A 24,830-nucleotide genomic window follows, 5' to 3' on the forward strand; every position below is an offset into this window, starting at 1 on the left:
CAGGCCAGCCGCTGCTGGAGATCGTCGAGGTCGGCCTGGGGGACGTCGATGCGGAACGGGGCGATCGTGCTGTCGTTCGTCATGGTCATCAGCGTAGGAACGAATTAGGCAAGTTCCGTTCCTAATGCCCTGGCAGACTCCGAAGAATGTTGGAAACCTCGGCGCGGCTGCTGCGCCTGCTCTCGCTACTCCAGACGCCCCGCGAGTGGACCGGCACCGAACTGGCCGAGCGGCTGGCGGTCACCACCCGCACCATCCGCAACGACGTGGAACGCCTGCGAAACCTCGGCTACCCGGTGCACGGCAGCCGAGGCGCGGTAGGCGGCTACCGACTCGGCGCCGGCGCCGCACTGCCGCCCCTGCTGCTCGACGACGAGGAGGCGGTCGCGGTGGCGATCGGGCTCCGCACCGCCGCCGGGGGCACGATCACCGGAGTCGAGGAGACCTCGCTGCGCGCACTGGCCAAACTGGAGCAGGTGCTACCGGCCCGACTCCGGCGCCGTGTCAACGCCCTCCAGCAGTACGCCGTAGCGGTGCCCCGAGACGACCTGGGCCCGCGGGTGGACGCCGACACGCTGAGCGCCCTCGCCACCGCCTGCCGGGACCACGAGCGCCTGCGATTCGACTACCGAAGCCACGACGGCTCCGAGAGCCGGCGCGAGGTGGAACCGTACCGGCTGGTCAACTGGGGACGCCGGTGGTACCTCGTCGGGTTCGACGTCGAGCGGGCCGACTGGCGGACGTTCCGGGTGGACCGGCTCCACCCACGCACCCCAACAGGCCCCCGATTCACCCCCCGCGATCTCCCCGAGGAAGCCGTCGACCAGGTACGCCGGGGCGTGTCCTCGGCCGCCTGGCGGCACCGGGCCCAGGTCGTCGTGCACGCACCGGCCGAACAGCTCGCCGAGCGGATCAACGCCGCCATCGGCACCATCACACCGATCGACGACACCCACTGCCGGCTGGACACCGGCGCGGACAGCATCGAGGCGCTCGCCGTTCACCTCGGCCTGCTCGGCGTCGACTTCACCGTGACGGAGCCCGCGGAGCTCGTCGAACTCGTGCGTGCACTCGCCGGCCGTTACCACCGCGCCACCGAGCCACGGCCGCAGGAGACCTAGGCCATCATCGCCGAACCCGAAGCCGCCTAACCCGTCCACACGAACCCGGCTCCGCTGCGCTGCGCCGGGTGCTGCCGCCTGCCCAGGCACCATTGGATTTTCGGGTCTGACCGTCGAGTGCCAGCGCCTGCAGTTGCATTCGCGGGAACGTCCGGTTTCTCCCGTTCCTGGGGGGGCGGATTGTGCCCGTACGGGCCGTTTCCGTTGACGCGGTACGCCGGTCGCTGTCGGTCCCGGGTACTACGATCCGGCGATGGCCACCTACGCGGGACCCGGCGACCTGAGCGGCACCGAGTTCATCGGGACGAACTTCGCGGGCAGCGTGTTCCGCGAGGTGGATCTGAGCGGTACCCGGATCAGGGGAGCCCTGCTCAACGGCGCCGACATCGACGGGGTCATCGACGGGCTGCGGGTCAACGGCGTCGAGGTGGCACCGCTGATCGAGGCCGAGTTGGACCGGACGTACCCGGAGCGCACGAAGCTGCGTCCGTCCACACCGGACGGTATGCGTACCGCGTGGGAAACCGTGGAGGCGCTCTGGGCGCCGACAATGGCGCGGGCGGAGTTGCTGCCGGAGGAGGATCTGCACCGGTCGGTCGACGGGGAGTGGTCGTTCGTCCAGACACTGCGGCATCTGGTGATGGCGACCGACCTGTGGTTCGGTCAGGCGGTACTGGGCCGGGAACGGCCGTACCACCCGCTCGGGTTGCCGGCGACGTTCATCACGAACGGTGCGGACCTCGGCATCGACATGGGTGCCGATCCGAGCTTCGCCGAGGTGGTGGCGGTCCGGGCCGGCCGCATGACCGAGGTACGGGAGTTCCTCGCCACCGTCACCCAGGAGGACCTGGACCGCGTACGCGAGCCGAACGCCCCGCCCGGCTGGCCGTCGCCCGGCCCTCGCGCCGCATCGGCGTGCCTGCGGGTCATCTTCAACGAGGAGTGGGCACACCACAGCTTCGCCGTCCGCGATCTCGACGCGTTGGGTTGACCAGACGCCCCACGCCGATATGTCGCGCTGTTGAGTCATCGGATTTGCGGCGTGGAAACCCGGTCGTTTACGGCCGGGAGGAAACGCCGCTCCCTCCCTTCGGTGATCGTCTTATGTGGACGGTTGGTAGGGTGTGGGGCGTGGGTGGGGTGGTGAAGCGGGCTTACAAGTACCGCTTCTATCCGTCCCCTGAACAGGCCGCGCAGTTGAACCGCACCTTCGGGTGCGTGCGTCTGGTGTACAACCGGGCGTTGGAGGCCCGTACCCGGGCGTGGGCGGTCGACCGTCAGCGCACCACGTACGTGCAGTCGTCGGGGTGGCTGACGGAGTGGAAACGCACCGATGAGCTGGCGTTCCTGAACGAGGTGTCGTCGGTGCCGTTGCAGCAGACGTTGCGGCATCTGCAGGCCGGGTTCGTGGCGTTCTGGGACAAGCGGGCCCGGTACCCGCGCTTCAAGTCCAAGCGCAAATCGCGGGCGTCGGCCGAATACACCCGTTCCGCGTTCCGCTGGCGTGACGGCCGGCTCACCCTGGCCAAGATGACCGCGCCGCTGGCCATCGTGTGGTCGCGGCCCCTGCCCGAAGGGGCGGAACCGTCCACGGTCACGGTGTCTCGGGATGCTGCCGGACGCTGGTTCGTGTCCCTGCTGGTGGAGGACCCGACGGTGAAGCCGCTGCCGCCCGTTGCGGCGGAGGTTGGGGTGGATGCGGGTATCACCAGTCTGCTCACCCTGTCGCGCCCGATCAGCGGGGTGAGCGATGAGCAGGGCAAGGTGGCCAACCCGCGGTACGGGCAGGCCGACCGGCGGAAGCTGGCCAAGGCGCAGCGGAACATGGCCCGCAAACAGAAGGGCTCCGCGAACCGGGCGAAGGCCCGACTGAAGGTGGCCCGGATCCATGCGCGTATCGCTGACCGGCGTCGGGACCATTTGCACCAGCTGACCAGTCGACTCGTCCGTGAGACTCAAACGGTCGCGATCGAAGACCTCAGCGTGCGGAACATGCTCCGCAACCGGCGTCTGGCCCGTGTCATCTCTGATGCGGCCTGGGGTCAGTTCCGCAGCATGCTGGAGTACAAAGCCCAGTGGTACGGGCGTGAGGTGGTCCCCGTCGACCGGTGGTTGCCGTCGAGCAAGACCTGCTCGGCGTGCGGATGGATCAACACCACCCTCGCCCTCAACGACCGCTCCTGGACCTGCCCCGGCTGCGGGGTTGAGCACGACCGGGACATCAACGCTGCCAAGAACATCCTCGCCGCCGGGCTGGCGGAGAGGTAAAACGCCTGCGGAGCTGATGTAAGACCTCAAGGGAACCTCCCGGCAGGGCAATCGGCGATGAAACAGGAAACCTCACGGGCGACCGTGAGAATCCCGGTCCCTTCAGGGCCGGGAGGATGTCAAGGTCACTACAACTAGTGCGCCGGGGAGGGGGCCTCCGGGGGACGGCCAGCGGCACGGTGGGCGTCGGCGAGGGCGACGGCGAGCAGTACGAGCCCGGCGACGACCGGAGCAACGAGCGGCGGGGCGAAGTCCAGGGGGATGGCGGCGGCTGCCAGTGCGGCGATGGCGACGACGCGGCGGAGCGAGAGCCGGTTGAACACGATGCGTTCCAGACGGATGCGGCCGTAGAGGAACAGTGCCGGGCCGCCGAGGCTCGTGATGAGCCACGCGGGTTCAGGCAGGCCTGCCGGGTGTTTCAGCACGGCCTCGAAGCCGACGGCGGTGGCGACGATGCCGAGCACCATGAGGACGTGGGCGGTGCCGGTGGCGCGGCCGGCGGCGTCCCTGTCCCGGGCGGTGGCGAGGGCTTCGGCGAGGACCTGTCCGGAGCGGTAGAAGTAGATGCGCCACAGCAGCACTGTCGACAGGAACGCCACCACCAGCAGCGCGGAGGTGGCCAGGGTGATCGGCTGGCTGGTGAACGTGGTGCCGACAGCGAGCACGGTTTCCCCGAGGGCGATCATCAGGAACTGTTGGTATCGCTCGGGCAGGTGGTGTTTGCTGTCCGTGGCCCACGCGCTGACCGGCGGTTCGGGCCTCCCCGGTGCCGGCCAGCGTAGCTGCGCGGCGACGATGTCCACGGTCACGGCGGCTCCCCACAGGGCGGCCCGGGCGCCGCCGCTGACGGCGGCGCCGGCGAAGAAGATTCCCGCCGAGACCACGTTCCAGGGCAGCGACCGGCGGTAGAGCTGTTGCAGGGGGTGTCCGCGCAGCGTGGGTATCAGGATGAGGGGCCGGCCCAACTGCAGGATCACGTACGGCAGCACGAACGCCAAGCCGCGGCCGATGAACGCGGATGGCAGCGACGACGACATGACCAGTAGTCCGAAGGCGCTGGCCAGCACGATGTACTGGATCTTGCGGCGGCGCGGGTCGAACCAGCTGGTGATGTGCGCGGTCGTGATCCACAACCAGATCAGCGGCAGCGACAGCACGAGCATGTAGGCCATGGCCCGCCAACGGGCGAGCACGTCGTCGCTGACGATGTCCCGCGCGACCCGGTTGACCACCCCGGCCAGGGCGAACACCAACACCAGGTCGACGAACAGTTCCAGGAAGTTGGCCTGCCGCACGTCCTCGCGGCGTTGCAACAGGTCTGGACCCTGTCCGCCGCCCTCCCGACCGCCCATACCGCTCACACCGCTCATAATCGCCCGATCCAACCCCGGCACACGGAGGGTTGAACGTCCTACACTCGGAGGGAAGCCACGGACGCGTACCTCACTCGCGTGTTCGCGTGCTTGCGCTGATGCGCCGCGTCGGGGTCCCGGCCACTCCCCTATCAAGCAAGCGCTTGGTATGCTCCGCCGACGGGGATGGGGAGGGGCGACATGACCGTTCGGCATGAGCGGCACGGCCAGGTCATGGTGTTCACCATCGACCGGCCGCGGGTGCGGAACTGCCTCGACCACGCCACCCTGTCGGCGTTGACCGCCGGCCTGACCGCGGCGGCCACCGACCCGGAAGTACGGGCGGCGGTGCTCACCGCCACCGGCGAGCGGGCGTTCAGCGCCGGGCTGGATCTGAAGGCGGTGGCTGAGGCCGGGATGCCCGACCCGGCAACCAGCCCGCTGCACCTGCTCCGGGACGGCTACCCGCTGCCGGTCATCGCCGCGGTCAACGGAGCGGCGGTCGGCGGCGGCTTCGAGCTGGCACTCGCCTGCGACCTCCGGGTGGCCGCCGAGCACGCGTATTTCGCGCTGCCGGAGGTCTCACTCGGCATCGCCGCCACCGAGGGCGGGACCGAGCTCCCGCAGCGCGTCCCGCTGGCCGTGGCGCTGGAGATCGGGTTGGCCGGCGAGCCGCTCGGCGCCGCACGCGCGTACGAACTGGGCCTGGTCAACCGCGTGGTGCCCGCGGTCGAGCTGCTGCCGGCGGCGCTCGCCTTGGCCGAGCGGGTCGCCGGGCACTCGCCGGCGGCCGTCCGCGCCACCAAGGATCTGATGTACCGGTCCCTCTCGATGGATCCGGCCTCGCTGCGTGCCCGCAACCGCGCCGCCACCGTGGCCCTGCTCGCCGGGCCCGATGCGGCCGAGGGGATGGCGGCCTTCGTCGAGAAGCGCGCACCACGATGGGCCGCGCCGGCACCGGACGCGCCGGGCGGGCCGGTCCCGGACGCGGCGGGGCCGGGTGAGCGGTGAGGTACGTCACGACACAGCCCAGCAGTAACCAATCAAGCGCTTGGTAAGCTCCGGCAGGGAGTTGGGCGAGACGCACCCGCCGTGCGGTCGCGGATCGGAGGACAGGCATGACGGAGGCCTACATCGTCGAGGCGGTCCGCACGCCGGTGACCCGGCGCCGTGGCGCCTTGGCCGGGGTGCATCCCGCGGATCTGGGCGCCCACGTGATCTCCGGACTGATGTCGCGCAGCGGGGTGGATCCCGCCGCCGTGGACGACGTCGTGTTCGGCTGCGTGGACACCCTCGGCCCGCAGGCCGGGGACATCGCCCGCACGGCGTGGCTCGCCGCCGGCCTGCCGGACCACGTCACCGGGGTCACGGTCGACCGGCAGTGCGGCTCGTCCCAACAGGCGGTGCACTTCGCCGCCCAGGCGGTGCTCAGCGGCACCGCCGACATCGTCGTTGCCGGGGGCGTGCAGAACATGAGCGCGATCCCCATCTCGGCGGCGATGACCACGGGCGCGCAGTTCGGCTTCCCGGACCCGTTCTCCGGCTCGTCCGGATGGCGCCGCCGCTACGGCGACCAGCCGGTCTCGCAGTTCCGCTCGGCAGAGATGATCGCGCAGAAGTGGGGCGCGAGCAGATCGGAGATGGAGGCGTTCGCGCTCCGCAGCCACCGGCGGGCACTGGCCGCAATCGCCGAGGGCCGGTTCGACCGCGAACTCCTTCCGCTCGACGAGGCCACGGTCGATACCTGCCCCCGGGCGGACACCTCGCTGGAGAAGATGGCCGACCTCCAGCCGCTCGAGCCAGGCGGGAGCATCACCGCCGCGGTCGCGAGTCAGATCTGCGACGGTGCCGCCGCCTTGCTGGTGATGTCCGAGCGGGCGGTCCGGGAGCACGGGGTCAGCCCGCGCGCCCGGATCCACCACATGTCGGTACGCGGTGCCGACCCGGTCTGGATGCTGACCGCTCCCATCCCGGCCACGGCCCACGCGCTGGCCCGCACCGGCCTGTCGATCGCGGACATCGACCTGTTCGAGGTCAACGAGGCGTTCGCCTCGGTGGTGCTCGCCTGGATCAAGGAGACCGGCGCGGACCCGGAACGGGTCAACGTCAACGGCGGAGCGATCGCGCTGGGGCACCCGCTGGGCGCGACCGGCGCGCGGCTGATGACCACCCTGCTGCACGAGCTCGAGCGCACCGGTGGCCGGTACGGCCTGCAGACGATGTGCGAGGGCGGCGGCCAGGCGAACGTCACGATCATCGAGAGGCTCTGATGGATCCGGACCTGACCGGCAAGGCCGTGATCGTCACCGGCGGCACCCGCGGCATCGGCGCGGAGATCGCCCGCCGGTATCTCGAGGCCGGTGCGCAGGTGCTGGTCTGCGGCCGTACGGTCGTGGACGAACTGCCGGCCGGCGGCGGGCGCGGCGCGGAGTTCGTCCAGGCCGACATCCGACAGCCCGAGCAGGCCGCGGCGGTGGTCGACGCCGCGGTCGCGCGGTTCGGCCGGCTCGACATCCTGGTCAACAACGCCGGCGGCTCGCCCATGGCCGACGCGGCAACCGTCTCCCCTCGGTTCATCAGCTCGGTCGTCTCGCTGAATCTGCTGGCTCCCTTCTTCCTCGCGCAGCCCGCCAACGCGGTCATGCAGCGGCAACCCGAGGGCGGGCTGATCCTCAACATCGGCAGCGTCGCGGGGCGCGACCCGGCTCCGGGCACCGCGGCGTACTCGGCGGCCAAGGCCGGGCTGAGTACCCTGACCCGAGCGCTGGCGCTGGAGTTCGGACCCCGGGTGCGGGTCAATCAGGTCACCGTTGGCCTGGTGCGGACCGAGCTGGCGCACCTGCACTATGGCGACGAGGAAGGGGTGCAGGCGGTCGCGGCGACGATTCCGCTGGGGCGGATGGCGGCCCCGGCCGATGTCGCCGCCGCCTGCCTGCTCCTCAGCTCACCGCTCGCCGACTACGTGAATGGCACGGAGCTGCTGGTCGACGGCGGCGGCGAGATACCGGCCCGGTTCCTCGCCGCACGGCCCACCGCCAGTTAAGCCGAGTGTTCCGCGCGCTGCGGCACCCACCGTTCCGCATGCTGTGGGCGGTGGTCATTCTCGGGCAGCTCGGGTACTGGATCTCGTCGGTCGCGTTCCAGTGGGAGGTGGCCCACCGGACCGGGAACGACCCGCTGGCCCTGGGTCTGCTCTATTTCTGCAGCTTCGCGCCGTACCTGCTCTTCTCGCTGCCCGCCGGCATGCTCACGGACAGCATGGACCGGCGGAGTCTGATGGTTTCCGTTCAGGCGGCCGCGTCGTTGCTGGCGGTGGCGGCCACCCTGCTCGCCACGCTGGCGGTCATGTCGACGCCGGCGGTGATGGTGCTCAGCTTCCTGGCCGGCTGTGTCATCACGATCGTCTCTCCGGCCAGCCAGGCCCTGATCGCCGCCGTGGTGCCGGACGAGGACCTGGCCAGTGCGGTGCCGCTCCAGTCGGCCGGGTTGAACCTGGCCCGGATCACCGGCCCCGCGCTGGTCGGTCCGGTGCTGCTGATCGGCGGCCCGGCCAGCGCGTTCGGCGTCTACGCGGTGCTGTCGCTCGGCGCCGCGGCGCTGGCTGGCCGGCTCGGTGCGGGCGGACCGGCGGCGCGGCCGGTGCGGGCGGCGTCTGGTGAGTCGGCGCGGCGCCGGCTCGCCGCCGCGTTCCATCATGTACGCGCGCGGCACCCGGCCCTCCCGGCGCTGGGCATCGTCGCGGCGACCTCCGTCTTCGGTTCGGCCTATCTGGCGCAGCTCCCGCTGATCGCGGCGCGGGTCGGCGGCGACAGCGAGTCCACCTTCCCGACCCTGGTGACCCTCGGCGGCATCGGCTCGCTCATCGGGGTGCTCTCAGTGGCCTGGCGGGGCCGGGGGCTGAGCCCCGTCCCGGCGGCGGTCCAGCTCGTGGTGCTCGGAGTGGTGATGGCGCTGTTCGGCGTGGTGCCGTCGTTCCCGCTGCTCACCGTGCTGATGATCCTCGGTGGTGGGCTCACCTTGTCGATCATGACCTCGATCAACTCGATCCTTCAGCACCTGGTCGACGACGCCCAGCGCGGGCGGGTGATGAGCCTGTACTTCGTCTGCTGGGGCGGGCTGCTCCCCTTCGGCGGCCTGGGCCTCGGCGGTCTGGTCCGGCTGGTCGGCGCCGGTTGGGCCTTCGCCGGTTACGGGGTGGTCGCCAGCCTCGCCGGTCTGGCCCTCGCGCTGGGCGCCCGCCGCACTCGGGCTTGACGCGTGCCGGCAACCGGCCTACCGTCCGAGCAAGCGCTTGATAGGACGCCGAAGGAGACCCGATGAGCGTGCCGCAGTTCGGCTTCACCCCAGGCGACGTCGTGCTGGTCACCGGCGCCGGCAGCGGCATCGGCCGGGCGATCGCGACCCGGGCCGCCGAGATGGGACTGGCCGTCGCCGCTGTCGACCTCGACCCGGCGGGCGCGGGGGCCACGGTGGAACGGATCGAGCGGTCGGGTGGCCGAGCCGTGGCGATCACCGCCGACGCCAGCGACCCCGGAGCCGTCGCGGCGGCGTTCGCTCGCGCCCGGGAGCTCGGTGTGATCCGCTACCTGGTGAACAACGCCGGCCCGTCCTCCGCGGTGGAGCTGGAGTTCGACGAGGCGCTACGGATCGCCATCGGCAGCGTCCGGCGGGTGACCGACACCTGGCTGACCGGCGGGGCGCCGGAGGGCGCGGCGCTGGTCAACATCGCGTCCGTCGCCGGCAATCTGGTCGGCACCGCCTCCGACTGGTACTGCGCGGCGAAGGCAGCGATCATGGGCTACACCCGCCACCTCGCGGCGTACCGCAGCGACGAGGTGCGCAGCAACGCGGTCGCGCCGGGGATGACCGACACCCCGCGACTCGCCGGCTTCGCCGAGAGCGAGGTCGGGCAGCGGGTGCTGGGCCGGATTCCGCTGCATCGGATGGCCACGCCGGATGACATCGCGTACGCCGTGTTGTTCCTGCTGTCCCCACTGGCCAGCTATGTGAACGGGGTCTTCCTGCCGGTCGACGGCGGCTGGACCGTCACCCAGTAACCGCGCCGCAGGCGGGCGGGAGAGGAGTCGCCGGATGTCCGGCACCCAGGCCACGGAGCTGGCCGACCGGCAGCGCATCCATGAGGTCGTGCTGCGGTACTGCCGCGGTATCGACCGGCTCGACCTCGATCTGGTCAGGTCGGCGTACCATCCCGACGGGGTCGACCACCACACCGGCTTCGACGGCCCGGTCGACGAGTTCCTGGCGTGGGTGGAGCCGCTGCTGCGCCGGCTCACCGGCACGATGCACATCGTCGGCAACCACCTGGCCGAGCTGCACGGCGACCGGGCGGTGGTCGAGACGTACGGGACCGCCGTGCACTGGGGGGAGCCGGCCGACGACCCGAGGCTCAACTTCACCAGCGGCTTCCGCTACGTGGATCTGATGACCCGCCGGGCCGGCCGGTGGGCCATCGCGGAGCGCTGGGCGGTACGGGAGTGGACCCGGTCGGAGGCCGGCCGGTGGGCACCGCGCGAGGCGCCCGGCCCGACCGGCTTCCGTGACCGCCGCGACCCGTTGTACGCGCTGCTCGCCCGGCTTGCGTCATGAGCCGGGCAGCGCCGGTCAGCCCACCGCCGGCGGGTCGCTCTCGCCCCAGAACCGCCGCCAGCTCGGCCAGCTCTCCGGCAGACTGGACCCGGTGAGGTACGGGTTGTCCGGGAAGTGGAACCGTCCCGGCACCCGCAGCGGGCTCTCCCGGATGTCCGCCGCGTAGAAGGGCTTGGGCTTGCGGCTGCGGAAGTACCATCTGCCGTCCGCCTCGCGGACATAGCGGTCGTGATAGATCACCGGCATCACGATCCACTGGTCGCCCACCTCGTGCTCGGGTCGGCAGTACACGAGCCCGTCGGCGGAGTCCGGGCCGGTGAGGTCGATGACGTGGTTGCCGACGATGTGGAACGTGACGCGGTAAGGCCGCAGGATGCCGTCGAACCACTCGGCCAGGGCAGCCCGGCCGACCCGGCCGTCGCCCACCCGTACGTCGCTGGCGAAGAGCGCGGCGAGGGCGGTGACATCCCGGCTGTCCAGCGCGAGCGCGTAGCGCGACACCAGTTGGCGGATCTGCTCGACCGACTCCAGCCGGTCGATGCGGGCGGCGAGATCAGTCACCAGGCCCTCCTGGACGACGCGGCCACGGGGGCCGATTCTCAAGCAAGCATTTGGTTGGCAGCACCGTATCAGCGGGACGCCCGCCGCGACAGATGTTGACGGGCGGGCCGCGACTGCTATGGTGCCAACCAAGCGCTTGCTACGGTGCGGAGAGAATCGGGAGCTGCAGATGGCCGACAAACGGATGACCGCGCAGGATGTGGTCAGCCGGCTCACCTCGGGGATGACCATCGGGATCGGCGGATGGGGGTCCCGGCGCAAACCGATGGCCCTGGTCCGGGAGATCCTCCGGTCCGACCTGCGGGACCTCACCGTGGTCTCCTACGGCGGCCCCGACATCGGGCTGCTCTGCGCGGCCGGCAAGATCCGCAAGCTCGTCTTCGGTTTCGTCTCGCTGGACTCGATCGCCCTGGACCCGCACTTCCGGGCCGCGCGCCAGGCGGGCGCGATCGAGGTCGTCGAGTACGACGAGGGCATGCTGCAGTGGGGGCTCTACGCGGCCGGCCTGAAGCTGCCGTTCCTGCCCACCCGCGCCGGCCTCGGCTCGGACGTGCTGACCCACAACCCGCAGCTGCGCACCGTCGCCGACCCCTACGGTGGTGACGAGGTGGTGGCGATGCCGCCGCTGCACCTGGACGCCGCGCTGATCCACATGAACCGGGCCGACATCCACGGCAACGGTCAGTTCCTCGGGCCGGACCCGTACTTCGACGACCTGTACTGCATGGCCGCCGAGCAGGCGTACATGTCCTGCGAGAAGATCGTGCCGACCGCCGAGCTGACCGCGGTGGCGCACCCGGCCACCCTCCGGATCAACCGGCTGCTGGTCACCGGTGTGGTCGAGGCTCCCAACGGCGCCCACTTCACCTCGTGCACCCCGGACTACGACCGGGACGAGGACTTCCAGCGGGAGTACGCCGGTTCGGCGGCCGGACCGGACGCCTGGCAGGCGTTCCGGGACCGCTACCTGGCCGGCTCGGAGGCGGACTACCAGGCGGCCGTGGCCCGCCGCCAGGAGGTGTCGGCATGACGAACGTGATGGACCCGCGGGCCGAGGCGAACGACGCCGTCGCCAGCCGGGCCGAGGTGTGCGTGGTCGCCTGCGCCGACGCCTTCCGAAACAGCGGGGAGATGCTGGCCAGCGCCTTCGGCACCATCCCCGCCATCGGCGTACGGCTGGCCCGGGAGACCTTCTCCCCCGACCTGCTGATCTCTGACGGCGAGTCGTACCTGGTGCGCGGGACCTGGCCGGTCGGCACGCCGGCGACCGGCGAGGTCGAGGCGTGGGCCCCGTTCCGCACCATCTTCGATCTGGTGTGGCACGGCAAGCGGCACGTGATGATGATCCCGAGCCAGGTGGACCGGTACGGCAACACGAACATCTCGGCGGTCGGCGACTACCGGCGGCCGAAGGTGCAACTCCTCGGCGTGCGGGGCGCCCCGGGCAACACCGTCTGCCACCCGACGAGCTACTGGGTTCCCCGGCACAGCACGCGGGTGTTCGTGCCGCGGGTCGACATGGTCTCCGGGGTGGGCAACGACCGGGCCGCGCAGGCCGGGCCGGGCGCGAGCCGCTACCACGACCTGCGCCGGGTCGTCACCGACCTGGCCGTCTTCGACTACCACCCCGAACACGGCACGCTCCGCCTCGCCTCGGTCCACCCGGGCGTCACCGTGGCGCAAGTGCAGGACGCCACCGGCTTTCCGCTGGAGGCCGGCGACGAGGTGCCGCAGACCAGGCAGCCCTCCGCGGCGGAGCTGCGGCTGATCCGCGAGGTGCTCGACCCGCGCGGGCTGCGCGACCGCGAGGTGGCCGGATGACCCGGCCCTCGGGAGATGGCACGACGGTGCCCCAGGACGCTCCGATCCCGTCGGCGCTGCACACCCGGGCCTGTGAGCTGTTCGGGGTGCGCTACCCGATCGTGCAGACCGGGATGGGCTACGTCTCCGACCCTCGCCTGACCGCCGCCACCGCCAACGCCGGCGGCCTCGGCATCCTCTCCGCCGGCCTGCTGTCGTACGAGGAACTCGCCGCCGCGATCGACGCGGTGCAGGCCCGGACGGACCGACCGTTCGGGGTCAACCTCCGCGCCGACCAGCCCGACGTGGAGCGGCGGATCGACCTGCTGATCTCGGCCGGGGTGCGGGTCGCCTCGTTCGCGCTGGCGCCTCGGCAGGACCTGATCGGCAAATGCAAGGACGCCGGGCTCGTGGTGGTGCCGTCGATCGGGGCCCGCCGCCACGCCGAGAAGGTCGCGGCCTGGGGCGTGGACGCGGTGATCGTGCAGGGCGGTGAGGGCGGCGGCCACACCGGTGGCGTGCCGACCAGCCTCCTGCTGCCGCAGGTGGTCGACGCGGTGGACATTCCCGTGATCGGGGCCGGCGGTTTCTTCGACGGCCGCGGCCTGGTCGCCGCGCTCGCGTACGGCGCGGCCGGCATCGCCATGGGCACCCGGTTCCTGCTGACCACCGACTCCCCGGTCGCGCCCGCCGTCAAGGAGGTCTACCTCTCGAAGACCGTGACCGACACCGTGCTCACCCGGGAGGTCGACGGGGTGCCGCAACGGGTGCTGCGGGCCGGCACGATCGACAAGATCGAGAAGACGTCCGGTGCCGGGCGGCTGATCCGGGCGGCCCGCAACGCGGTCGCCTTCCGGAAGCTGTCGGGCAGCCGGTGGTCGGACATGGTCCGTGAGGGCCTGGCCATGAAGCGGGGCCACGAGCTGACCTGGAGCCAGGTGGTGATGGCCGCCAACGCTCCGATGCTCTACCGAGCCGCGCTCCTGGAAGGCCGGACCGACCTCGGCATCATGGCGACCGGCCAGGTGGTGGGCCTGATCGACGACCTGCCGAGCTGCCAGGAGCTGATCGACCGGATCATGGCCGAGGCGGCAGCGGTGCTGGGCCGCCTCGGGGCGTGACCTCCCGGTAGCGGCGCCCCGGCGGGTGCCCCCGTGGCGCCGCCTCGACACGTCACTTCCCGGATCGCCGCGCCGGCCTCCGACCCGCCGTCGCCGCGGCCGCCCCCTTGCCGGCCGTGCCGGTCCACGAGTGGGACGCCGGCATTGACGGCGGGTGCGGCGGCCACTAGCCTAACCAAACAAGCGCTTGCTAGGAGGATTGCCCATGTCCGCACTGCACGACCGCGTTGTGGTGATCACCGGCGCGGGCCGGGGCCTGGGCCGGGAGCACGCCCTGCTCGCCGCCGCAGAGGGGGCCCGGGTCGTGGTGAACGACGTGGGCGCCGACGCCGACGGCCGCAACGCCGATCCGGCGGTCGCCCGGGCCGTCGCCGCCGAGATCAGGGCGGCGGGCGGGCAGGCGGTCGCCAGTTCGGCGGACGCCGCCACCCTCGCCGGCGCCCGGGAGCTGTTGGAGCTGGCGCTCGGCGAGTTCGGCGCGGTGCACGGACTGGTCAACAACGCCGGCATCCTCCGCGACCGGATGTTCGTGAACATGTCCGAGGAGGACTGGGACGCGGTGATCCGGGGGCAGCTGCGTGCCACCTTCGCGCCCGCCCGGGTCTTCAGCGAGCACTGGCGCAACGAGTCCAAGGCGGGCCGCCAGCCGAACGCCGCGGTGGTCAACGTCCCCTCGACCTCCGGCCTGATCGGCGCGGTCGGCCAGACCAACTACGGCGCGGCCAAGGCCGGCATCGCCGCGCTGACCGTGATCCTGGCCCAGGAACTCGCCAGGTACGGCGTGCGGGTCAACGGGGTCACGCCGGTCGCCCGTACCCGGATGACCCAGGACCTGCCCGGCATCGGCGAGATGGTGGCCGCGCCGGCCGACCCGGCGGCTTTCGACGTCTACCACCCCGGCAACGTCTCCCCGCTGGTGGCCTGGCTGCTCACCGCGGACTGCCCGGCCAACGGCGCGGTCTACTACGCCAAGGGCGGCGAGATCAGGCAGTTTGTGGGCTGGAGCTACGGCTGGAGCGTCGACCGGGGCACCCGCTGGACCGTGGCCGAGATCGACAAGGAGTTGCGCGCGCGTGTCTGAACCCACCACGGCCGGCTGGGCCGGCCCCGCTCACAATCTGCTGGCCGGCCGGACCGTGCTGGTGACCGCCGCCGCCGGCACCGGCATCGGGTACGCCACCGCCCGCCGCTGCGCCGAGGAGGGCGCCCGGGTCGCGATCAGCGACCGGCACGAGCGGCGCCTCGCCGAGGCGGCCGACCGGCTGGCCGAGCTGACCGGCGCCCGGCCGCTCGCGGTGCCCTGCGACGTGACGAACCAGCAGCAGATCGACCATCTGGTGGACACCGTCGCCGCCGAGTACGGCAGCATCGACGTACTGGTCAACAACGCGGGCCTGGGCGGCATGGCCAGCGTGGTGGAGATGACCGACGAGCAGTGGGACACCGTGCTGGCCGTCACGCTGACCTCCGCCTTCAAGGTGACCCGGGCGGTGCTGCGGCACATGGTGCCCCGCCGCCGCGGCGTGATCATCAACAACGCGTCGGTGCTCGGCTGGCGCGCCCAGGCCGAGCAGGCCCACTACGCGGCCGCGAAGGCCGGCGTGATGGCGCTGACCCGGTGCTCGGCCATGGACGTCGCCAAGTACGGCATCCGGGTCAACGCCGTGGCGCCGAGCATCGCGGTCCACCCCCACCTGGCCCGGGCCACCAGCGACGACCTGCTCGCCGAACTGGCGTCCCAGGAGGCCTTCGGCCGGGCGGCGGAGCCGTGGGAGGTCGCCAACGTATTCGTCTTCCTGGCCAGCGACTACTCGTCGTACATGACGGGCGAGATCGTCTCGGTCAGCAGCCAGCACCCCTGAGCCGGAGGAGCATCAGATGGCCAATCCCGACGCCGTCGGCACCCGGGGCGCCCCGTTCCGCATGGATGTGGAACGCGGCAAGATCCGCGAGTTCGCGCGGGCCACCCGCTCGACGAGTCCCGCATACCTGGACGCCGAGCGGCCCGTCGTCCCGCCGACGTTCCTGACCACCACGTTCTTCTGGCAGTCCGGCGACGCGGACCCCTGGCCGGCCGTCGAGCTGGACCAGCGGCGCGGCCTGCACGCCGAGCAGGAGTACACCTTCTTCGGCCCGCCGCCACGCGCCGGTACCCGGCTGACCTGCCAGTCGCACATCAGCGAGATCTACACCAAGCAGGGCCGCCGCGGCGGCGAGCTGACCTTCGCCGTCATGGTCACCGAGTTCCGGGACGAGACCGGCCGACTGGTGGCCCGAGGCCGGTTGACCGGCGTCGAGACCGCACGCCCACCGGCGGAGCAGTCACGAGCAGACGAGGCGATGGCATGAGCGTTCCAGCGGCGCCCGCCCCCTGGACGGTCGGGCCGGTGACCCGCACCGACTTCGTGCGTTACCAGGGCGCGTCCGGCGACATGAACCCGATCCACCACGACGAGGAGTTCGCCCGGGCGGCCGGCTTCCCCACCCCGTTCTCCGTCGGAATGTGGCAGGCCGGCCTGCTCGGCACGTACGCGACGGACTGGCTCGGCGCGGAGAACGTGCGCGGCTTCCGCATCCGGTTCCTCGAGCAGGTCTGGCCGGGCGACACGCTGACCTGCCACGGCGAGGTGGTGCGCGAGTACGAGCAGGACGGCGAGCGCCGGGTGGACGTGGAGCTGACCTGCCGCCGCCAGACCGGTGGCACGGCGGTCACGGTGTGGTCGACATTCGTGGTGCCGGACGCGGCGCAACGCGAGCAGGAGGCGACCGATGTCGCGTGAACAGTCCCCGGCGGCCGATCGCCGGATCGTCACCCTGACCGTCGACGCCGACGGCATCGCCGAGATCGTCATGGACAACCCACCGGTCAACGCGCTGCCGGTGGCCGGCTGGTTCGCCGTCGCCGACGCGCTCAACGCGGCCGGCGCCGACGAGGCCGTACGCGTGGTGGTGCTGCGCGCCGAGGGGCGCGGCTTCAACGCCGGCGTGGACATCAAGGAGATGCAGCGCACCGAGGGCTTCACCGCGCTGCTCGGCGCCAACCGCGGCTGCTACGCGGCGTTCAAGGCGGTCTACGAGTGCCCGGTGCCGGTCATCGCCGCGGTCAACGGCTTCTGTCTGGGTGGCGGGATCGGCCTGGTCGGCAACGCCGACATGATCGTCGCGGCCGAGGACGCCACCTTCGGCCTGCCGGAGGTGGACCGGGGCGCGCTCGGCGCGGCGACGCACCTGGCCCGGCTGGTGCCGCAGCACCGGATGCGGGCGATGGTCTACACCGCGGCCACCGCGACCGCCGCCGAACTGCACGCCTACGGGTCGGTGCACGCGGTGGTGCCGACGGCGCGGCTGCGGGACGCCGCCCTGGAGCTGGCCCGGCAGATCGCGACGAAGGACCCGACGGTGATCCGTGCGGCGAAGGCGTCGCTCAACGGCATCGACCTGTGGGACGTCAACCGCAGCTACCGGTTCGAGCAGAGCTTCACCTTCGAGCTCAACCTGGCCGGGGTCGCCGACCGTATCCGCGACCAGTTCGGCGGGCCCTCCGGATCCACGGCTTGAGGGGACACGGATGAAGGCCATGCTGTGCCGCGCCCTCGGTGGGCCGGAGAACCTGGTCGAGGCCGAGGTGCCGGACCCGGTCGCCGGCCCGGGCCAGGTCGTGGTGGACGTCCGCTCCGCCGGGGTGAACTTCCCGGACGGTCTGATGGTCGCCGGCACGTACCAGACGAAGCCCGCGCTGCCGTTCAGCCCGGGGTGCGAGGTGGCCGGCACCGTGCGGGCGGTCGGCGACGGGGTGACCGGACTCGCCCCCGGTGACCGGGTCGCCGCCTTCTGCGGCATCGGCGGCTACGCCGAGCAGGTCGCTGTACCGGCCGAGCGGGTGCACCGGATCCCGGACGGGATGGACCTGGGCCACGCGGCGGCCTTCCCCGTCGTCTACGGCACGTCGTTCCACGGTCTGGTGGACCGGGCGCGGCTGCGGGCCGGCGAGACGCTGTTGGTGCTCGGCGCCGCCGGCGGGGTCGGGCTGACCGCCGTGCAGATCGGCAAGGTGCTCGGCGCCCGGGTGGTCGCGGCCGCGTCCAGCCCGGAGAAGCTGCGGCTCTGCGCCGCGCACGGGGCCGACGAGCTGATCGACTACCGCGAGCAGGACCTGGCCGCGCGGCTGAACGAGGTGACCGGCGGCGCCGGGGTGGACGTGGTCTACGACCCGGTCGGCGGCTCGGCGGCGCAGGCCGCGGTGCGGGCGCTGGCCTGGGGCGGCCGCTACCTGACCGTCGGGTACGCCTCGGGTGACATCCCGCGGGTCGGGATGAACCGGCTGTTGCTGACGGAGGGCGAGCTGCTGGGCGTGCTCTGGGGCGCCTGGGCCGGCCGGCATCCCGGGGCCAACGCGGAGAACATGTCCCGGCTGCTGGAGTGGTACTCGGCGGGCCTGCTGCGGCCGCACGTGGACCGGTGCTTCCCGCTGGCCGAGGCCGCCGCCGCGCTGGCCACCGTGATGAACCGTGGCGCACTGGGAAAGATCGTCCTGACCATCGGGGAGCGGCCGTGACCACCGCGACGGCGTACGCGGGAATGGATCTGGGTCCGAGCGCGCGGGCCCGCGAGCTGCTGGCGGCGCTCGAGGAGTTCATGGCCGAGCGGGTCTACCCCGCCGAGCCGGTGTACGCCGCGCAGCTGGAGCAGGCCGGCCCGCGCAGCCACACCCTCCCGCCGGTGGTCGAGGAGCTGAAGGCCGAGGCGCGCCGCCGGGGCCTGTGGAACCTCTTCCTGCCGGACCTGTCCGGGCTGTCCAACCTGGAGTACGCCTACCTGGCCGAGCTGACCGGACGATCGCCGTACCTCGCGCCGGAGGCGCTGAACTGCGCGGCCCCGGACACCGGCAACATGGAACTGCTGCACCTGTTCGGCACGCCGGAGCAGCAGGCCCGCTGGCTGGCGCCGCTGCTGGACGGGCGGATCCGGTCGGGCTTCTCGATGACCGAACCCGGGGTCGCCTCCTCCGACGCCCGCAACATCAGCACCTCGATCACGCGGGACGGCGACGAGTACGTGATCAACGGACACAAGTGGTGGACCACCGGCGCGGCGGACCCGCGGTGCGAGCTGCTGGTGGTGATGGGCAAGACGGATCCCAGCGCCGCGCCGCACCGGCAGCAGTCGATGGTGCTCGTCCCGGTCGACACGCCGGGCGTCGAGATCGTCCGCTCGTTGCCCATCTTCGGCTACCACGACCAGCACGGACACTGCGAGATCCGGTTCACCGACGTACGGGTCCCGGTGACGAACCTGCTCGGCGGCGAGGGCGACGGCTTCGCCATCGCGCAGGCCCGGCTGGGGCCGGGCCGGGTGCACCACGCGATGCGGACGTTGGGCATGGCCGAGCGCGGCCTGGAGCTGCTGGTGCGCCGGACCATGTCGCGGGTGGCGTTCGGCGGGCCGCTGTCCGACCAGGGCGTGGTGCGGACCTGGATCGCCGAGTCCCGGATGGAGATCGAGCAGGCCCGACTGCTGGTGCTCAAGACCGCATGGCTGATCGACCGGGTGGGCGCGAAGGGCGCGGCCACCGAGATCGCGGCGATCAAGGTGGTGGCGCCCCGGGTGGCCCGCGCGGTGCTCGACCGGGCCATCCAGGCGCACGGCGGCGGCGGGGTGACCGAGGACTTCCCGATCGCCCGGATGTGGGCCAGCGCGCGGATCCTGGCGATCGCCGACGGGCCGGACGAGGTGCACATCCGGACGGTGGCTCGCCAGGAGCTACGCCGGTATCGCTGACGGCGAGACGACGGAGATTGCGATGGACCTGACCTGGAGCGAATCCGAGGAGGCATTCCGGGCGGAGGCGCGGGAGTGGCTGGCCGCCCACGTGCCGGCCGAGCCGTTGCCCTCCGGCGACACCCGCGAAGGCTTCGCCCGGCACCTGGAATGGGAGCGGGAGTTGTACGCCGCCGGCTGGGCGGTGGTCTCGTGGCCGAAGGAGTACGGCGGACGCGACGCCTCACTCTGGGAGTGGCTCATCTTCGAGGAGGAGTACTACCGGGCCGGCGCGCCGCAGCGGGTGACCCAGAACGGCATCTTCCTACTGGCGCCCACGCTGTTCGAGTTCGGCACGACGGAGCAGCGCGACACCCTGCTGCCCCGGATGGCGGCCGCGCAGGACCTGTGGTGCCAGGGCTGGTCGGAACCCGGCGCCGGCAGCGACCTGGCCGGCATCCGCAGCCGGGCCGAGCGCGACGACGAGGCCGGCGGCTGGCGGCTGACCGGGCAGAAGACCTGGACCACCCGGGGCGCGTTCTGCACCCACCTGTTCGGTCTGTTCCGCACCGACCCGGCGGCCCAGCGGCACCGCGGCCTGACGTACTTCCTCGTGCCGCTGGACACCCCGGGCGTGACGGTCCGCGGCTTCGAACGGCTCGACGGCGACGAGGGCTTCGCCGAGGTGTTCTTCGACGACGCCTTCGTGCCGGACAGCGCGGTGCTCGGCGCGGTGAACCAGGGCTGGCAAGTGGCGATGGCGACCACCGGATCCGAGCGGGGGCTGACCCTGCGCTCGCCCGGCCGGTTCCTGCGGGCCGCGGACCGCCTGGTCGAGCTCGCCGCCGCGCACCCGGAGGCCGCCACCGATCCGCTCGTCGACCAGGTCACCGCGGTGTGGATGCAGGCTCAGGCGTACCAACTGTTCACGCTGGCGCAGGTCACCGACCTCGTCGAGGGGCGCTCCCCCGGGGCGCGGTCCAGCCTGAACAAGCTCTACTGGTCCGAACTGGACATCCGGCTACACGAGGCGGCGCTGGAGCTGCTCGGCCCGCAGGGGCAGACGGACAACCCATGGAGCCGCGGATTCCTGTTCTCGCTGGCCGGACCGATCTACGCCGGGACCAACGAGATCCAACGCAACATCGTCGCCGAGCGGGTGCTCGGCCTGCCCAGGAAGTGATCGCATGCGGTTCGCGTTGACGGCCGAACAGCAGGACCTGCGCGAGGTCGTGCACGAGCTGATGGAACGGTTGTGCCCGCCCGCCGTGGTCCGGTCCACGCCGGACGCACCGGCGATCGACGCGCTGGACCGCGGGCTGGTCGAGCTCGGCGCGCCCGGGCTGCTGCTGTCGGAGCGCTCCGGCGGCCTGGGCCTGGACGAAAACTACCTGGTCCCGCTGCTGACCGAGACCGGGTGGGCCGCGGCCCCGCTGCCGGTGCTGGAGACGGTCGGCGTCGCGCCGGCCCTGTTCGAGGCCGCCGGCCTGGCCGACCGGCTGCTCGCCGGCGGGATGGCCTGCGCCGCCGACCCGACCGGCACCGGTCCGGTCCGGTTCGCCGAGCGGGGCGGCCTGCTGGTCCGGGGTGGCTGGGGCGGCAGCGGACCGGTCGAGATCGTCGGCCTGTCCGACGCGCGCCGCGAGCCGGTGCCGGCGGTGGACCCGGCCGCGAACCTGTGCCGGATCGGCGGGGGCACCGTGCTCGGCACGGTCGACGACCCGGTGGTGGTCGAGCGGGCCTGGCAGCGCGGGGTGCTCGGTGCCGCGGCCCAGTTGATCGGGCTGTCCCGGCGGATGCTGGAGCTGACCGTCGAGTACGCCGGCTCGCGTACCCAGTTCGGGGTGCCGGTCGGCAGCTTCCAGGCGGTCAAGCACCACCTCGCTTCGGCGTTGTTGCAGGTGGAGTTCGCCGCCCCGGCGGTGGCCCGCGCCGGATTCTCCGTGGCCGCCGGCGACCCGGACCGGGCGCGCGACGTGTCGCTGGCCAAGGCGCTGGCCTCGGAGGCCGCCCAGCTGGTGGCCCGCACCGCGATCCAGTGCCACGGCGCCATCGGCTACACCACCGAATACGACCTGCACCTGTACGCCAAGCGCGCCTGGGCGCTCGCCGCGGACTGGGGTTCGGCGGCCTGGCACCGGGCCCGGATCGCGGAGCACCTGGGCTTGGCCCGTACCGGCACCCTTCCCCTCCACTGATTTCGACAAGGAGCACACCGTGACCGAGACCGAGAGCGACGTCGTCACCTACGACCAGCGGGGCGAGGTCGCGGTGGTGATCATGAACCGGCCGCGGTACCGCAACGCGCAGAACTCGGCGATGACGTACGCGCTGGACGACGCGTTCTACCGGGCCGCCGGGGACGACGGCGTGAAGGTGGTCGTGCTGGCCGGGGCGGGCGAGCACTTCTCGGCGGGGCACGACATCGGCACCCCCGGCCGGGACGTCGACACGTCGTTCGAGCGGCGGGCCGGCCTCTGGTGGGACCACGTCGGCAAGCAGGGCGTGGAGAGCCGGTACGCCCGCGAGTCCGAGGTGTACCTCGGGATGTGCCGACGCTGGCGTGAGTTGCCCAAGCCGACGATCGCGATGGTGCAGGGCGCCTGTGTGGCCGGCGGCCTGATGCTGGCCTGGTGCTGTGATCTGATCGTCGCCGCCGACGACGCGTTCTTCGCCGACCCCGTGGTGCGGATGGGTATCCCCGGCGTGGAGTACTTCGCCCATCCGTGGGTGATGGGCCCGCGGTTCGCCAAGGAGTTCCTGTTCACCGGGGACCGGATCGGCGCCGAGCGGGCGCTGGCCCTGGGCATGGTCAACCGGGTGGTGCCCCGGGCGGCGCTGGAGGACGAGACGTTCGCGCTGGCCGGGCGGATCGCGAAGATGCCGCGGCTGGGGCTCGCGCTGACCAAGAAGGCGGTCAACCAGGCGGAGGATCTGATGGGGTTGCGGGCCGGCATGGACTCGGTCTTCGGCCTGCACCACGCCGCGCACGCGCACAACGCCGAGGTCGGGGGGGATTCGCTGGCCGGGCAGACCGCGCGCTCGATGAAGCAGGGCTGAGGCGCGCCGGCGTCAGCGGCCGAGCCGGGAGGTGAGCCATCGGACGGCGCGGGCCAGCGCCTGCGGCGTCCCTTCCGCCTCGATCGCCGGGCCGAGCAGTTCCAGGTCGAGCAGGCCGTGGTAGCCGAGCCCGGTGAGCTGCCGCAGCAGGCGCTCCAGTGGGATGTCCCCGTCGCCGGGCACCCAGCGGTTGGGCAGGCTCAGCGTGCCCAACCGGAAGTCGCTGACCTGGACCAGCCGTACCCGGTCGAGTTCGGCGCGCAGCGTGTCGACCAGCCCCCGCTCCTGCCAGCAGCAGTAGAGGTCCACGCAGAGCCCGATGTCGAGCCGCCGGGCCAGCGCCGCCGCGTCCTGGAGGGTGTGCGTGAAGCTCAGGTCGCCGCGGATGGACATGGTGTTCTCCACCGCGAGCGCGACGCCGAGCCGCGCGGCCCGCCCGATCGCCGGGGCCAGCCGCTCGGCGAGCGAGTCCGCCGCCTCTTCCCAGCTCAGCTCACCGGACGGGCCGCTGGTGAGGTAGAGGGTGCCGGCGCCGAGCGCCGCCGCCGCGTCCAGCGCCGCCGCGAGCGTGCGCGCCTGCGCAGCCCAACCCGCGTCGTCGCTCGGGTGGCAGGTGAGCGGCATGAAGAGGTACGCCACGGTCAGGCCGCTGGCCCTGACCTCGTCCAGCGCGGTGGCCCAGCCGATCTGCTCCAGCTTGCCCGCGGGCAGTCCGATGAGCTCGGCGCCGGCTTCCCGGTAGATCGCCAGCTCGTCGGCGAGGGGCCGGCCCAGGGCGGCAACCCCGTTGACGGAGATGGGTTGCCCGGCTGTCATCGTCGCCACCTCGTCTCCGGGTCCGGGGATCGCTGATGGGCCGCGGCCCCGGCCGTCCCGCACAGGCGGGTTGGGCCGGGGCCGCGTCGGTCGTCAGGAGGCGGTCGCGTACTGCCCCTCGGTGAGGACCGCCGCCGGGATGATGGCCACCGACGAGACGTCGACGGCGGGTCCGTGCGAGGTGGCGGTGAAGGTGTACTTGCCCAGCGCCCACAGGCCGGTCTCCTGCGGCGTGAACGTCTCCAGGGCCTTGGCCTCGGCCTTGGCGTCGGTGATCGTGCCGGCCTTCTCCGCCGCCTTGGCGGCCAGCATGACCGCGTCGTAGGCGTAGTAGACGTTGAGCGGCAGCTTGATCTCGCCCTCCTTCTTCAGCGCCGTGATCATGGTGTCCAGGCTGCCCGGGTTGGCTCCCTGGTGCCCCTTGACCGCCGCGGACACGATCTGGACGCTGACGTTCTGCGCGGCGGGTGTCCCGACGAGGCCGTCGGGTGCCCCGTGGTTGAGCAACGACGTGGTCGCCGAGGTGGAGTCGGCCACCAGGGGGATGTCGGTCCAGCCGATCTTCAGCCGGCTCTGCAGTACGTAGCCGACCGAGGCACCGGCCCCCTGCATGAACAGCAGGTCCGGCTTCGTCGCCCGCAGTCGCTCGAGCTGGGCGGTGACGTCGAGGTCCTCGGCGGTGTAGGTCTCGTCTCCGGAGAGGGTCAGGCCGGCGTCGGCGATCGCCTTGCGCGTCGCCTCAGCGGTCGCCTGCGCGAAGGCGTCCTTGCCGGCGATCATCGCGATCTTGGTAGCGCCCTTCGACTTGGCATAGTCGGCCAGCGACTTCGCCCAGGTCTCGGGGACGGGTGGGGTCTTGAACAGGTACGGGAACTTGGCCGGGTCGTCGAGCGCGGAGGCGCTGGCCTGCTGGACGGAGAAGATCTCCGCCTCGGTGAGGATCGGGGCCATGGGCAGCGCTTCGGCGCTGGTGTTGCCCGGCAGCACCAGGTTCGGCTTCGGGCCCTTGGCGAGCCGCTCCTGGAGCTTGGTCACGGCGGTGGTCGGGTTTCCGCCCTCGTCGATGATTTCCAACTCGACCTTGCGGCCGAGGATCCCCCCCTTGCTGTTCAGCACGGCGACGGCCGCCTTGACCCCCTCGGACGCGGCCTGCGCGTTCAGCGCGGACGGTCCGGGCTGGCTCAGACCCACAAGTTGGACGATCCGGTAAGGCTGATCTCCCCCGCTGGCGTCAGCGGAATCCGCGTCAGGGTCGGGGCTGCAAGCGGTCGCCGCCAGGGCGGCGGCCACGAGAACTACACCGAGTCGCTTCCGCACGAAGGCTCTCCTTAGGTTCCGATGCCGGCCACGAATGTAGCAAGCGCTTG

26 protein-coding genes are annotated in these 24,830 nt (G+C 72.0%); 22 read left to right on the forward strand and 4 right to left on the reverse strand.

Annotation, left to right across the window (positions count from 1 at the left end; all coding sequences use genetic code 11):
• Window positions 1-146 precede the first annotated feature (146 nt).
• From FXF52_RS31635 to FXF52_RS31645, 3 genes are all read left to right on the forward strand, one after another.
• The gene (locus tag FXF52_RS31635; RefSeq protein WP_148802372.1) at window positions 147-1,121 is read left to right on the forward strand and encodes a YafY family protein; all 975 of its coding nucleotides are present in this window, start codon (window positions 147-149) and stop codon (window positions 1,119-1,121) included.
• A gap of 253 nt (window positions 1,122-1,374) precedes the next feature.
• Entirely contained in the window at window positions 1,375-2,112 is a 738-nt protein-coding gene (locus FXF52_RS31640; RefSeq protein ID WP_148802374.1) for a DinB family protein, read from the forward strand.
• A 140-nt stretch (window positions 2,113-2,252) separates the two neighbouring features.
• Window positions 2,253-3,389, forward strand: a complete 1,137-nt coding sequence (locus tag FXF52_RS31645) for an RNA-guided endonuclease TnpB family protein (protein WP_148802376.1) — start codon at window positions 2,253-2,255, stop codon at window positions 3,387-3,389.
• 134 nt (window positions 3,390-3,523) lie between these two features.
• Here FXF52_RS31645 and FXF52_RS31650 read toward each other — a convergent pair whose 3' ends face one another.
• Entirely contained in the window at window positions 3,524-4,759 is a 1,236-nt protein-coding gene (locus FXF52_RS31650; RefSeq protein ID WP_187413837.1) for a low temperature requirement protein A, read from the reverse strand.
• A gap of 183 nt (window positions 4,760-4,942) precedes the next feature.
• Here FXF52_RS31650 and FXF52_RS31655 point away from each other — a divergent pair, with 183 nt between their 5' ends.
• The 6 genes from FXF52_RS31655 (at window position 4,943) to FXF52_RS31680 (ending at window position 10,348) form a co-directional block, all read left to right on the forward strand.
• Window positions 4,943-5,752, forward strand: coding sequence for an enoyl-CoA hydratase/isomerase family protein (locus tag FXF52_RS31655; protein ID WP_148802381.1), 810 nt, complete (start codon window positions 4,943-4,945; stop codon window positions 5,750-5,752).
• A 107-nt stretch (window positions 5,753-5,859) separates the two neighbouring features.
• Window positions 5,860-7,011, forward strand: coding sequence for an acetyl-CoA C-acetyltransferase (locus FXF52_RS31660; RefSeq protein ID WP_148802383.1), 1,152 nt, complete (start codon window positions 5,860-5,862; stop codon window positions 7,009-7,011).
• Window positions 7,011-7,784, forward strand: a complete 774-nt coding sequence (locus FXF52_RS31665) for an SDR family oxidoreductase (RefSeq protein WP_148802385.1) — start codon at window positions 7,011-7,013, stop codon at window positions 7,782-7,784. Before FXF52_RS31660 ends, FXF52_RS31665 begins: the two co-directional genes overlap by 1 nt.
• Before the next feature lie 5 nt (window positions 7,785-7,789).
• Window positions 7,790-8,995 carry an MFS transporter gene (locus FXF52_RS31670; RefSeq protein ID WP_148802387.1) on the forward strand — a complete coding sequence of 402 codons (1,206 nt, stop codon included), beginning with the start codon at window positions 7,790-7,792 and terminating at the stop codon, window positions 8,993-8,995.
• 62 nt (window positions 8,996-9,057) lie between these two features.
• The gene (locus FXF52_RS31675; RefSeq protein ID WP_148802389.1) at window positions 9,058-9,798 is read left to right on the forward strand and encodes an SDR family NAD(P)-dependent oxidoreductase; all 741 of its coding nucleotides are present in this window, start codon (window positions 9,058-9,060) and stop codon (window positions 9,796-9,798) included.
• Between the two features lie 34 nt (window positions 9,799-9,832).
• A complete protein-coding gene (locus FXF52_RS31680; protein ID WP_148802391.1) occupies window positions 9,833-10,348 on the forward strand; it encodes a nuclear transport factor 2 family protein in 516 nt (171 codons plus the stop codon).
• Window positions 10,349-10,363: 15 nt separating this feature from the next.
• Here the strand turns inward: FXF52_RS31680 and FXF52_RS31685 are convergent, their stop codons facing one another.
• Window positions 10,364-10,909 carry a nuclear transport factor 2 family protein gene (locus FXF52_RS31685; RefSeq protein ID WP_187413838.1) on the reverse strand — a complete coding sequence of 182 codons (546 nt, stop codon included), beginning with the start codon at window positions 10,907-10,909 and terminating at the stop codon, window positions 10,364-10,366.
• Between the two features lie 169 nt (window positions 10,910-11,078).
• Here FXF52_RS31685 and FXF52_RS31690 point away from each other — a divergent pair, with 169 nt between their 5' ends.
• From FXF52_RS31690 to FXF52_RS31750, 13 genes are all read left to right on the forward strand, one after another.
• The gene (locus FXF52_RS31690) at window positions 11,079-11,939 is read left to right on the forward strand and encodes a CoA transferase subunit A (RefSeq protein ID WP_148802395.1); all 861 of its coding nucleotides are present in this window, start codon (window positions 11,079-11,081) and stop codon (window positions 11,937-11,939) included.
• Window positions 11,936-12,730 (forward strand): CoA-transferase subunit beta, encoded by a 795-nt coding sequence (locus FXF52_RS31695; protein ID WP_255472540.1) that lies wholly within the window; start codon window positions 11,936-11,938, stop codon window positions 12,728-12,730. The genes FXF52_RS31690 and FXF52_RS31695 overlap by 4 nt, the downstream gene beginning before the upstream one ends.
• Window positions 12,731-12,774: 44 nt before the next feature.
• Entirely contained in the window at window positions 12,775-13,830 is a 1,056-nt protein-coding gene (locus tag FXF52_RS31700; protein WP_222870780.1) for a nitronate monooxygenase family protein, read from the forward strand.
• A gap of 205 nt (window positions 13,831-14,035) precedes the next feature.
• The gene (locus FXF52_RS31705; protein ID WP_148802399.1) at window positions 14,036-14,911 is read left to right on the forward strand and encodes an SDR family NAD(P)-dependent oxidoreductase; all 876 of its coding nucleotides are present in this window, start codon (window positions 14,036-14,038) and stop codon (window positions 14,909-14,911) included.
• Window positions 14,904-15,692 (forward strand): SDR family oxidoreductase, encoded by a 789-nt coding sequence (locus tag FXF52_RS31710; RefSeq protein ID WP_148802401.1) that lies wholly within the window; start codon window positions 14,904-14,906, stop codon window positions 15,690-15,692. The genes FXF52_RS31705 and FXF52_RS31710 overlap by 8 nt, the downstream gene beginning before the upstream one ends.
• 16 nt (window positions 15,693-15,708) lie before the next feature.
• Window positions 15,709-16,179 (forward strand): MaoC family dehydratase N-terminal domain-containing protein, encoded by a 471-nt coding sequence (locus FXF52_RS31715; RefSeq protein WP_148802403.1) that lies wholly within the window; start codon window positions 15,709-15,711, stop codon window positions 16,177-16,179.
• The gene (locus FXF52_RS31720) at window positions 16,176-16,610 is read left to right on the forward strand and encodes a MaoC/PaaZ C-terminal domain-containing protein (protein WP_148802405.1); all 435 of its coding nucleotides are present in this window, start codon (window positions 16,176-16,178) and stop codon (window positions 16,608-16,610) included. The genes FXF52_RS31715 and FXF52_RS31720 overlap by 4 nt, the downstream gene beginning before the upstream one ends.
• Window positions 16,600-17,388, forward strand: a complete 789-nt coding sequence (locus tag FXF52_RS31725) for an enoyl-CoA hydratase family protein (RefSeq protein WP_148802407.1) — start codon at window positions 16,600-16,602, stop codon at window positions 17,386-17,388. The genes FXF52_RS31720 and FXF52_RS31725 overlap by 11 nt, the downstream gene beginning before the upstream one ends.
• 10 nt (window positions 17,389-17,398) lie before the next feature.
• Window positions 17,399-18,385 carry an NADPH:quinone oxidoreductase family protein gene (locus FXF52_RS31730; RefSeq protein WP_148802409.1) on the forward strand — a complete coding sequence of 329 codons (987 nt, stop codon included), beginning with the start codon at window positions 17,399-17,401 and terminating at the stop codon, window positions 18,383-18,385.
• A gap of 23 nt (window positions 18,386-18,408) precedes the next feature.
• On the forward strand, window positions 18,409-19,608 hold the full coding sequence (locus tag FXF52_RS31735; RefSeq protein ID WP_148802429.1) for an acyl-CoA dehydrogenase family protein: 1,200 nt from the start codon (window positions 18,409-18,411) through the stop codon (window positions 19,606-19,608).
• Between the two features lie 22 nt (window positions 19,609-19,630).
• Window positions 19,631-20,770, forward strand: a complete 1,140-nt coding sequence (locus FXF52_RS31740) for an acyl-CoA dehydrogenase family protein (RefSeq protein ID WP_148802411.1) — start codon at window positions 19,631-19,633, stop codon at window positions 20,768-20,770.
• Window positions 20,771-20,774: 4 nt separating this feature from the next.
• On the forward strand, window positions 20,775-21,785 hold the full coding sequence (locus FXF52_RS31745; protein ID WP_148802412.1) for an acyl-CoA dehydrogenase family protein: 1,011 nt from the start codon (window positions 20,775-20,777) through the stop codon (window positions 21,783-21,785).
• 19 nt (window positions 21,786-21,804) lie between these two features.
• Window positions 21,805-22,647 carry an enoyl-CoA hydratase gene (locus FXF52_RS31750; protein ID WP_148802414.1) on the forward strand — a complete coding sequence of 281 codons (843 nt, stop codon included), beginning with the start codon at window positions 21,805-21,807 and terminating at the stop codon, window positions 22,645-22,647.
• Window positions 22,648-22,659: 12 nt separating this feature from the next.
• Here FXF52_RS31750 and FXF52_RS31755 read toward each other — a convergent pair whose 3' ends face one another.
• A complete protein-coding gene (locus tag FXF52_RS31755; RefSeq protein WP_148802416.1) occupies window positions 22,660-23,463 on the reverse strand; it encodes a sugar phosphate isomerase/epimerase in 804 nt (267 codons plus the stop codon).
• Window positions 23,464-23,556: 93 nt separating this feature from the next.
• Window positions 23,557-24,780: an ABC transporter substrate-binding protein gene (locus FXF52_RS31760; RefSeq protein ID WP_187413839.1), complete on the reverse strand. Its 1,224-nt coding sequence runs from the start codon at window positions 24,778-24,780 to the stop codon at window positions 23,557-23,559.
• Window positions 24,781-24,830: the final 50 nt, after the last annotated feature.

Origin of the sequence: Micromonospora sp. MP36 (genome assembly GCF_008119785.1) — a bacterium.
GTDB lineage: Bacteria > Actinomycetota > Actinomycetes > Mycobacteriales > Micromonosporaceae > Micromonospora.